Here is a 10,891-nt window from a genome sequence, read left to right as displayed (position 1 = left end):
CCAGAAAACCTCGACGCGCGACGACGTTTCTGTTGAACTGGAGTATTATCCGGGCACGACATTTGTGAAGCACAAGAAACAACCCGAACTCGGCGGTGGCGGGTTCCAGCAGACCTACTACGACGCCATCGGCCGCGTTTCCATGGAGAGCATCAACGATTCGCACCAGTGGAAGAACAAACGCTACGCCTACGATACCAGGGGGCAGCTCACCCATGAATGGGGTAGCGGACAAAACCCGGTCGAATACGAATACAACGACTACGGGTGGAAGACCAAGATGCGGCTCTACCGCGGCACCGGGGTGAACTGGGACAATGGCACCTGGCCCGGCAGCGGGCAGGTCTACGATCAGACGACCTGGTCGTTCACCAATACCCAGGGCGGTGTGAAGACAGGCCTGGTCTTTTCCAAGACCGATCCCGGCGGATCCTCCGTCAGCTTCACCTACAACGATCGGGGTCAGGTCAAGACACGAACCTGGGCCCGTGGAGTCACGACGACCTATACTTACGAAGAGAGCACGGGTTATCGCACCGGTGAGATCAAGAAGATCGACTACGGCGACAGCACCCCGGATGTATCCTTCTATTATTCAAACTTCAACGGAAAGTTCTCGCGCACAGGTCGTGTCCGACGTGTCTACGATGCCACCGGCTGGCACGAGTTCTTTCACCGCTCCAACGACGACCAGCTGCAGGCCCAGCGTTTGAGCTCCACCTGGTACGGCGCGCAGTCCTCGAACAGCCGCCAGATCTACCGATCCTACGATACCCTTGGGCGGCCCTCGAGGGTGCGACTGGGCTGGGAGGATTCCGCGCACGCGGGCAACGATCTGACCACTGCCAACCTGGAAGTTGAGAGTATCCATTACTATTCCGCCGTTACCGGGCGCTTGTCGAAGCTGACGGGGCACCGCCCATACATCGTGGGCGCGGATTTCAACTACGAATACCAACCGGGGTCCGACCAGGTTTCGGCCGTCGATGGCGGTTGGTATGTCGAGGGGTTCCGGCGCGAAACCGAGTGGCAGAGCTGGCGCGAAGTGATCAAGAAAGTCGAAACCAAGTGGAACACATCCTTGAAGGGCAAATTTGACTACACTCTCGATGACGTGGGCCAGTCTTCGAACCGGTCGGCCATTGGTTCGATTTTTGAGAACCTCGGCTACGAGGAAGGCATCAAGGACGAATACCTCTACACCGCCCGCGGTGAAGTCTACAACGCACAGGCTCGAGACTTGTCCAACAATGCCCTGATCCCGAATCGGCAGCGGATCTGGAATCACGATTCGCAGGGCAACCGCGACGACGAATGGAAAAACGGTGTCTCTCGCGATTATGTCCCCAACAACAGCAACGAATACGATAGTGTGGCCGGCATTTCGTTTTCGCACGATGCCGACGGCAACCTTACCGGCGACGGAGTCTGGACCTACACCTGGGACGCGGAGAACCGCTTGGCTACGGCCGCGCATTCATCTTCCGGAGTGTATCTCGAATTCAAGTACGATTACCAAAACCGCCGGGTCCGCAAGATCGAACGGTCCTATGGGATCCTCGTCTCGGATCGCCGCTACATCTATGACGGCTGGAACGTGATCGCGGAACTGGCCGGACCAAGCACCCTGAGCCTGGTCCGCACCTTCACCTGGGGATTGGACACAACCGGCACCCTGCACGGCGGAGGCGGCGTGGGCGGTCTGCTCATGATCAGCGAAGGGTACACCTTCTACCTGCCGGTCTATGACGCCAACGGCAATGTCCACGGTCTGATCAAGAATTCAGGCGCCTTTGCGGCTGTCTACGGCTACTCGGCTTCCGGCGAGTTGATACAATCGGCCGGCACCTACGCGACCGCCAATCCGATCCGCTTCGCCAGCAAATGGTATGATACCCAGACCGGTCTTTACCAATACAATCACCGCTACTATTCGCCGTCATTGGGCCGCTTCATCTCACGAGATCCCATCGCTGAAAACGGCGGTCTCAATCTCTACGCCTATTGTGGAAACGATCCGGTCAACCGGTGGGATCACCTCGGGCAATTTGTGGACGGCGAAGCAACCCTATTCGTAGCGAATGCTCTGTTCAGCATGTTCGAGAATTATGTCCTCGGCAAAATCTTCGGAGGACGACCGGACCGCCCGAAGATGTTCGACACCTACACGGATACCTGGCGGGCGGGTGCACGGTTCGCGGATACTTTCGGCGGGCTCGGCACCCCGGCTCCGCTCAGGCACGGTCCCATCGCCATGGGGTGGAATGCCGCCGATGAGGAGGCCCAAAGTGGAACTATTAGTGACGGGTCTCTTGATGCAATAATAGGGCTAGTTGGAGGGATCGACGGTCAATTAGCGAGCGAGTTACTAAAGGTTCTTTCCTCACTTACCCCCGAAGAGGTCCAGGCGGTGATTGTTCATATGTCGATAATTCACATCCGTGCAGAGACAGCTGCAATCGCGTCACAGGCGAACAGTGTCGTCGTATCAGTCGAAACCATCGATGCATTTTACGAGAAAACACGCGTCTTTGACATAACGAACAAATTGGACACCAAAGGTCTTGGCGTTATTGCGAACGCACTTCACGCGATCAAGGTTGCTGACCAAATCGGTCCTTTACTTGAGTTGCTTCCAGCAAGAGTGCGTGCAAGAGTTAAAGATGTGGAGAAGACATTAGGTGAGCGCATGGACCCGGTGGGTTGCATGAACTATGCTCAAGCTTTACTCGACCTTTTTACGCCCTACATAACAGGTTCTGGATCCGAATTGGCGGTTGCGGCCCTCAGGAACCGCCTTTATTCCGAATGCGGTCCGCTACCGACTTACGGACCTTGATTTGGATTTTTATAGTATGATAAGCAAATCGACATTATTCCTTGCGATTGTTCTTAGTTTTTCAAGCGGCCTCTGTGGCCCGAGCGGTAGTGTGAAGACGTTGCTTGATAGACTCGACGATATCCCTGTCGCAGAGGGGAGAATACTCTCATTCTATCTGGTAGGTCGCCTTCGCGCGGTGGTTGAGGACATGATCTTCTACTCTTCAGATCTACCCGTTTGCTCGGAGATAGGGGTCCAAGATTCTAGAGCTATTAGGAGTACCTTCGAGTCGGCGGCGTATGAGTGTCGTGCTATCGTCAAGAAGCTCGAAGTTGAACGTGGCAAAGTAGATCCTTTGGAGTACTCGGAGGTTTGGAAGCAAATAGATGTGTGTATCGCCCTGACCACCTCGATTGCCGAAGGGGAATTTGCAAGAGATGCACTTTTTCGAGCTTGGGAGTCGACTTCTTGGGCCGAGCTAGATGGGAACGATTCCCAGTATCTGAACTGCGGTTATGGTCTTGAGAAATTGACTCGAACGCTACGTTTAGAGGGGCTAATACTCTCTCTGGGATCCGATCGAAGTTCATTGCTAGCGCAGGTACTTGGGTTGCGCAAGGTACATAATGAGCAGGCGATACTGGCGTCATTGGTGCGTGTTGTAGATGCTGGCGATCTTGATGAGTTTTTGCAGTTCGGGATTGATTCTGCGGCTGCGTCGTTCTCCAGACTCTTTGGACAGGATTTTCCCTCGAGTTGGCCTGTAGGTCGGTCCGGGTTTCCAATGTAGGTTTGCGCTCTTTGGACCCAAAGGGGAGAGGACTCCTCGGTGAGGTAGGAAGACACAAAGAATCGTACGAATGGAAGAGGGCATGTGCCTGTGCATCGTTCAAACAGGATGCCGCGGGCACGCCGACATAGCGGCGTGGCTACATTCGCTGGCTGCGGATTCTGAATCCGCTTATTCGGCCGGCAGCAGGTCGCCGCGGTCGACGGCCTTCTGGATCTGGGCCTTCGCGAAGGCCCAGATGGTCTCGCTGCCCTCGGCCATGCGTCGATTGCGGTCGAGGACCTGGTCGTGGCGGATGCCGTGATGCTTCCAGGCGTGTCCGGCAGTGTGGATATTGAGGAGGACGGGCTGGAGTCGATCGAGGGCCGCGGCGAAACGGGCCTCCGGGGTCCGGCGTTCTTCGAATTCCTCCCAGAGTGCGCGGAAGTGAGTGCCCTGATCGTCGGGCAGGAGGCCGAAAATCCGGTCGGCGGCTTCGCGCTCTCGGTCGAGTTTGCCGACCATGGCGGCCTCGTCGTAGGGGAGAAGAAGGGGTCAGCCCTTACTCTTTGCCGTTGACCCGATCGGGAGGCCGCAAAGATGACAAGGGGAGAAGAAGGGGTCAGCCCTTACTCTTTGCCGTTGACCCGATCGGGAGGCCGCAAAGATGACATGGGGTCAACGTTCCGTTCTCGAACCTGAAAGGGGTCATCGTTCATTTCAGTTTCCGCGGTCGACTGGTCGATCTGAAAGAAGCGAGAGTGTCTGTGGCCGCAGACACTCTTCGCAGATTGGAATCGAGGATTGTATGGACGACCGAAATGGTTCAGGATCCCCGCCATGAAATCGGGCGTGAGCATCAGGAGGGGAGAAGAAGGGGTCAGCCCTTACTCTTTGCCGTTGACCCGATCGGGAGGCCGCAAAGATGACATGGGGTCAACGTTCCGTTCTCGAACCTGAAAAGGTCATCGTTCATTTCTCAGTTTCCGCGGTCGACTGGTCGATCTGGAAAGAGGCAGCGAGTGTCTGTGGCCGCAGACACTCTTCGCAGATTGGAATCGAGGATTGTATGGACGACCGAAATGGTTCAGGATCCCCGCCATGAAATCGGGCGTGAGCATCAGGGATAAGGATCCAGCCGATTCCACGTTCGATCGGCCGAACCTGTATCCGGAGGAATCCGGTCGGTGCGATTTCTACACGCTTGATGTGAGTGATTTGGCCTTTGGCTGGCTGCCCGTGGTGGAGGTCGACGCCAAGGGGGTCACGGCCGCCTACCCGACCGACCGATCCTACTGCTGGGGACTCGATGCCACGGGCACCCTACATGGCGCCGGTGGAGTCGGCGGGCTCCTGCTCACCACCGACGGCACCCGTCACCACATCCCCCTCTACGACGCCAACGGCAACGTGCAGGGCCTGATCAACGCCGGCACCGGATCCCTGGAGGCCGTCTATTGCTACAGCGCCTTTGGAGAATTGCTCGGCTACAAGAATCCGGTCGGGGCACCCAGGCCCCAGACAACCCGATCCGCTTCGCCAGCAAATACTACGACTCGGAGACCGGTCTCTACCAGCACAACCACCGGTTCTATTCACCGAAACTGGGCCGCTTCATCACCCGGGATCCTGTCGGCGAATACGGAGGACTCAACCTCTACGCCTACTGCGCCAACCGGCCGGTCGACCGCTGGGATCATCTGGGACAGTTCGTTGATGGCGGGGCAACGCTCTACCTGGCGAATGCGCTCTTCAGCATGTTCGAGAATATTGTTCTCGGCAAAATCTTCGGAGGACGACCGGACCGCCCGAAGATGTTCGACACCTACACGGATACTTGGCGGGCGGGTGCACGGTTTGCGGATACCTTTGGCGGGCTCGGCACCCCGGTGCAACTCAGACACGGGCCGTTGGCCAGGGGGTGCCACGCCGCGGAAGACAAAGACAAAGACAAAGAAGCAAAGGAGGAAAGGAGAACGGAGGATGCGGCCCAACAAAACGAGCGAGTTGCAAGAGTCGCCGTTGTGCTTGTCGAACGAAGTATATATTTCGCAAAAGGCTACACTGAAGATGGACTGACTGTTCAAGAATCAATTGTGGGAAGTGGGGAATACCTCTCAAGAGAATGCGATGATTGCTACCTTGAGGGCGATGACTTTTCTACTCGAGAAGAACTCGAGGCTCTTGTCCGATATCATCGATCGAGAGACGCTGTAGTTGTTGTTGTGATTGTTGGCCACGGGGAGTCCTATATCCAAGATGGTAACGAGATTTACGGAATACAGTTAATCTTTCAGTCTGAAAAGGATGGAATCCATCAGACCCTGAAGGCAGATGAGCTGGATAAACTCGCAGCACAACTGCTTGAAGGTGAAATCGCGATGTCTACCGTTATGTGCAAATCCTATTGGGACACGCGGGTTATTTCGAATGCTGTCCAGATAGTAAGGAGCAACTTGAAGTCCTAGATCCTAGTCAGCTGGAGAGGGTTTTATATTTTGCCACAGATTCATGATGATAAAGATCTTTGTTCCTCGAGATATGAGACTTCTTAGGAATGTTCTCTTGATTCTTTCTCTTTATCTCACCGTGGCTTGCCCGTAAGTTCCGGAGAATACAATTCGCATGTTGGATGCAGAGTGCCAACGAAGACTCTTGGAGTTCTTCGGAATTGCAAATGAGCTTATCTACCCGACGGACAATGTAGTCCTAAGCAAGATTATTTCGAAACAATTGCGTGGCGTTAGCAAGCATACTCTCCTTGAAATATTGAAATCGAAATGCGGAAGAGAAGTATTTCCGGAGATCGTGCATAAGGAAGATTCGATCAAATTGATATTTTCTTTTAGTGAACCGGAACGAACGATAATATTTAATGTTGCTATTGACTTTGAACTAAACGAGGTGTGTAGGGTCGTTGTATCTATATTCTTCGTCTTCGACTAGCTCTGGAGATGCGAAGGAGTCCGGCCTTAGGGCCAATGCCTGTAAGATAAAGGGCGATCATAAAGGGTGATCCAAGAGGGTCAGCTCTTACTCTTTGCCGTTGACGCAAACAATCCGACCTCCCACCACTCGATCATGGCACGGAAACCAAGGATCCAATTCGCCGGAGCTCTCTATCATGTGATCAACCGCGGCAACTTCCGACAGGATCTTTTCAGCGGTCCTGGCACGGCGCAGGCATTCGAGAAGGCTCTCTTTGAGACTTGTGAGCGTTGTGGATGGGAGTTGGGAGCCTACTGCGTCATGCGCAACCACTTCCATCTGGCTTTGGCGACTCCGAAAGGAAATCTGGTCGAGGGGATGCAGTGGCTGCAGAGCACCTTCGGCAACCGATTCAACAGCTACTTCAGTGAACAAGGGCACGTCTTTCAGGGACGCTACAAGTCAATTCTGGTCGAGCCGGGTGACCATTGGCTTCGGGTGATCAATTACATTCACCTGAATCCAGTAAGGGCAGGACTGGTCACCGTCGCCAACCTGGAGAGCCATTCCTGGAGCAGCTTTCCGAAGTTCCTCCGAAAGAAGACTCGTCCGCCGTTCCTGCAGTGCGGCGATTGGTTGCCGGGAATCACCGGTCAGGCGGACACCCCCGCAGATTGGCGCCGCTATCGAGAACTGTTGGACGAACTCAATGGACTCAGTTCTGCGGAAAAGGAGAAAGCTTTCGATGGATTGTCCCAAGGAACAGTTCTGGGAACGAATTCATTTCGAAGAGCAGTCTGGGACGATTTCAAGAAGATGGATCTTGCCAAGGACTGGGGAGGTAAAGAACTGCGTGAGCTCAATGAAATCGAATGGGAAGTTCTGTTGAAGGATCAGATGAAAGCATTGGGCAAGACCGAAGACGACGTCCGCGACGAAAAGAAATCAGCAGAATGGAAGGCCGCATTGGCATGGTCGATGAAGAAACGCACAAGCGTCGGCAACCGATGGTTGGGAGAACAACTCAACATGGGGCCGCCGGCCATGGTTTCCCGACTTGCGGGATCATTTGGTCGATCCGATCAGAAATCAGTGAGGGCCCTCAAGAGGAGGCTTACGGCAAAGAGGGGCTGACCCCTTTGAATGAGTGATCCTATCGGACGTGATCGACGCATCGCTGCTTGCGCGGTTGTGGACCGCAAGCGTCCGGACGTCTTGCTTATCTTCAATTACCCGCGACCAGACGAACGGCCGCTATCAACCCTCTGACACACACGCATTCATGGGACACGGTGACCAACACATCAATCTGCCGGGAGGTTTGAATTTCGCCCCGGACGAAGCCCGGGTCGACGAGGTGATGGCCCTGATGCTGCCGGGGACTTACCATCTGGGACGTCCGTGGACGGATCGGGCGGCCTGGGAAAAGGTTCGGCGCTCGAAGGCGGGCGAACGGTTGCTGGAGGAGGCCCGGCAGTATGAAACTGACGAACCCCGCTGTTATTTTACGAATGAAGATTGCGTCTATGTGATGGAGACGAATGACCGGACGAAGTTCGATCCGCTTCCTCCCCGGGCACGGTCGAGTCTTGCCCTGCTTCCGATCGTCGAATGCCTCGAGCCGACCGGGCGGCTGATCCCCCGGATTGAGGAGCTCGTAGGAAGACTGTGCGCGGTCAATTCCTGGACCTTTCCCCTGCACGAGCGGGCGCGGGATTTTCATGAGCGGCGCGACATCTTCACCGATCTGGCCTCCGTCCACTACGCGGGCAATCTGGTGACGGCTCTCCATCTGCTCGGGGATCGCCTGAGTCCGGAGATTCGGGACATGATCCGGACCGAGGTGGACGTCCGGATTTTCCAGCCGTTCGAGGAACGGATCAAGAGCGGCCGCGAGATTTTCTGGTGGGCCACCGTAACCCACAACTGGAACAGTGTCCTTCTCTCCTGCATGCTTGGTTGTGCGCTCGAGTTGAAGGAGGATGCCCGGGAGCGGGCCTGGTATGTGGCTGTGGTGGAGAAACTCATACGCCATTCCGAGGAAGGCTTCGAGCCGAGTGGTTTCTATACCGAGGGAGTGGCCTATTGGGGGTACGGGTTCAGCCACTACGTGCTGGCGGCGGAACTGGTCTTCGGTGCGACGGGAGGCCGGATCGACTGGATGAAGAAGCCGAGGGTGGAAAAGGTATCACATTTCAGTGCCCGGATGGAAATTCAGGACGGGGCCTATCCGACCTTCGCCGACTGCCAGAAGGACGTGAAGAGCCCGCAGTGGCTGATGCACTGGTTGAACAACCGGATCGATCCGCGACGGACGGCGCGCTCGACCGAGACGCCGACCGAGCCCTTTGACCCGATCCACTTCCAATTCGCGGAGATCCTCCATCTCATTCTCTTCCATCAGGTGGACATCAACAAGGCCTATGCCGGTCCGGAGCCCCGGGCGATCCGGGAGTGGTTCGAGGACGTCCAGTTTCTCATCTCTCGACCGGGTCCGACGGCCTCGACCCGGATGGCGGCGACCTTCAAGGGCGGCCACAACGGGGCCAATCACAATCACAACGACCTCGGCACCTTCACCGTCCTGGTGGGGGCGGTGGAGTTGCTGACCGATCCAGGTGCGGAGATCTACACGGTGCGGACGTTCAGCACGAACCGTTACCTGGGAAAGCTGCTCAATTCCTTTGGACATCCGGTTCCGGTGGTGGCCGGAAAGCTGCAGTTTCCCGATGAGACCTATCACCGGACCGGTTTTGGCCGCGATGCCTATGCGGAGGTCATAGACAGCCACTTCACCGATGAGCGCGATCAGGTGATTCTTGCTTTGGACCGGGCCTACAAGGTGCCCGACCTGATCAACCTGATCCGGGCCTTCACCTATAACCGGACGGGGAAGGGATCGGTCGAGGTTCTGGACAAGGTGAAGTTTTCGAGTCCTGAGACCTTTGAGACGGCCCTGATCACCTACGCGGACTGGGAACGGATGCCCGATGGGCGTCTGCGGGTATCGTCACAGGGTGCAGCCGTGGAAGTGGAGGTGAGTTCCGCGGACGGTGAGCTGGTCTTTGACCATTGCGTGATTCAGGAGAGCTCGACTCCGACGCGGCTGAGCTGGCGGTTCAGGGAACCGGTTAGTGAGGCGACCGTCCGGTTTTTCGTCCGACCGTTGGACGGCGGGTGAATAACGGCCAGCGTAGGGAGGTCCGGTGCGGACGGGCGGACGAAGAGGCATGGTGAGGCGTCGCATGGGAGGATGAACGCCCATGCCTCTGGCAACCGTTCGCTTTCATCCTCAACCCTGCACTAGAAACCGGCCAGCAGGGTTCGCAGCTCGGCTTCCGGTTCCTCGTGGTTCTGTTCCACCGCCAGGCGCAGGGCCTCCTCCAGGATGGGACGGGCCTCGGTCCTGCTCCCGAGCTCAAGAAGTGCTTTGCCGAGAAGGATCCAGGCAACCATCCAATCCGGTCTTTTCGCAATGCAGAGGCGCAGATGCGGTTCAGCTTCGGGCAAGCGATTTTCCTTCAGAAGTGCCTGGGCGAGGCTGAACCTGAAGAGTTCGTTGTCGGGATTCTTCTCGACGAGTTCCTGGAATCGCAGGGAGCGCATCGGGCAGCAGAAAACTCAGGAATTCTCGATCCGCAGGGCGATGGCGGTCACGTTGTCGTGGGCGCCTCTCTCAAAACACTCGACCCGCAAGGTTTCGAGAAAGGCATCGAGATCGGGGTCCCGAAGAAAGACCCTGAGGATTTCAGCGGGTTCGAGCAGATCGGTCAGACCGTCGGTGGCCAGCAGAAAAACATCCCCGGGATGGGTTTCGAAGCGTTGGATCTGGGGGACGACCAACTCTTCCATGCCGAGACAACGGGTGATCGCAAAGCGGTAGCGGTCGGTCTCATCGACCGGCAATCCGCGCGCCCGGTTCTCATGTTCGACGTTGTGGACCTCGGTCAGCGTTTGGATCTGCCGGTCCCGAATGCGAAATGCTCCGGAGTCTCCGACGTGGGCCAAGGTGGCTCCTTCATCGTCGAAGGCCAGCAGGGTCAAGGTGGTGGCAATACCCTGAGCGTAACCGCCGCGTCTTGCTTCTGCGAGAACCGCCTGTTGCATCCACTGAACCCATGCTGCGGGATCGCGACCGACGGAGGGGTCTTCAACGACGGATTCCAGAGCCTTCATGGCGGTCTGGCTGGCGAGCTCGCCGCCGGGGAGACCACCGACACCATCGGCCACGGCGAAGACGCCGTGTTCCCGGTTCAGAAACAGGCTGTCTTCATTCCGTTTTCGAACCCGACCGATATAGGAAAAACTCTGTGCGCTGATCTTCATCCTGGATTGCAAGGTGTGCTCAATGGGCCATCCCTCAACCTTCAATT

At 56.5% G+C, this 10,891-nt stretch carries 7 protein-coding genes and 1 pseudogene; 5 read left to right on the top strand and 3 right to left on the bottom strand.

The annotated features are described in order from the left end of the window. Positions 1 to 2,839 (top strand): RHS repeat-associated core domain-containing protein (locus R3F07_20765; protein MEZ5278825.1); only part of this gene is annotated, 2,839 nt, incomplete at its 5' end. A 16-nt stretch (positions 2,840 to 2,855) separates the two neighbouring features. After that, positions 2,856 to 3,611 (top strand): hypothetical protein, encoded by a 756-nt coding sequence (locus tag R3F07_20760; GenBank protein MEZ5278824.1) that lies wholly within the window; start codon positions 2,856 to 2,858, stop codon positions 3,609 to 3,611. Between the two features lie 171 nt (positions 3,612 to 3,782). On the opposite strand, the pseudogene R3F07_20755 reads toward R3F07_20760, so the two are convergent. After that, positions 3,783 to 4,121 (bottom strand): annotated as a pseudogene (locus R3F07_20755) (HD domain-containing protein). 926 nt (positions 4,122 to 5,047) lie between these two features. On the opposite strand from R3F07_20755, the gene R3F07_20750 reads away from it, so the two are divergent. The 3 genes from R3F07_20750 (at position 5,048) to R3F07_20740 (ending at position 9,699) form a co-directional block, all read left to right on the top strand. After that, a complete protein-coding gene (locus R3F07_20750; protein MEZ5278823.1) occupies positions 5,048 to 6,058 on the top strand; it encodes an RHS repeat-associated core domain-containing protein in 1,011 nt (336 codons plus the stop codon). A gap of 613 nt (positions 6,059 to 6,671) precedes the next feature. Next, complete coding sequence (locus R3F07_20745) at positions 6,672 to 7,652, top strand: transposase (GenBank protein MEZ5278822.1); 981 nt, start codon at positions 6,672 to 6,674, stop codon at positions 7,650 to 7,652. 148 nt (positions 7,653 to 7,800) lie between these two features. Continuing rightward, positions 7,801 to 9,699 carry a heparinase II/III family protein gene (locus tag R3F07_20740; protein MEZ5278821.1) on the top strand — a complete coding sequence of 633 codons (1,899 nt, stop codon included), beginning with the start codon at positions 7,801 to 7,803 and terminating at the stop codon, positions 9,697 to 9,699. 122 nt (positions 9,700 to 9,821) lie between these two features. On the opposite strand, the gene R3F07_20735 is transcribed toward R3F07_20740, so the two are convergent. Together R3F07_20735 and R3F07_20730 are read right to left on the bottom strand one after the other, a co-directional pair. Continuing rightward, entirely contained in the window at positions 9,822 to 10,124 is a 303-nt protein-coding gene (locus tag R3F07_20735; GenBank protein ID MEZ5278820.1) for a molecular chaperone DnaJ, read from the bottom strand. A 15-nt stretch (positions 10,125 to 10,139) separates the two neighbouring features. Continuing rightward, complete coding sequence (locus R3F07_20730) at positions 10,140 to 10,844, bottom strand: protein phosphatase 2C domain-containing protein (GenBank protein MEZ5278819.1); 705 nt, start codon at positions 10,842 to 10,844, stop codon at positions 10,140 to 10,142. Between the last annotated feature and the right edge of the window lie 47 nt (positions 10,845 to 10,891).

It is taken from the genome of Opitutaceae bacterium (genome assembly GCA_041395105.1).
GTDB lineage: Bacteria > Verrucomicrobiota > Verrucomicrobiia > Opitutales > Opitutaceae > B12-G4.
Note: the sequence above shows the minus strand (reverse complement) of the source record. Positions and strands in the feature narration are given on the sequence as shown.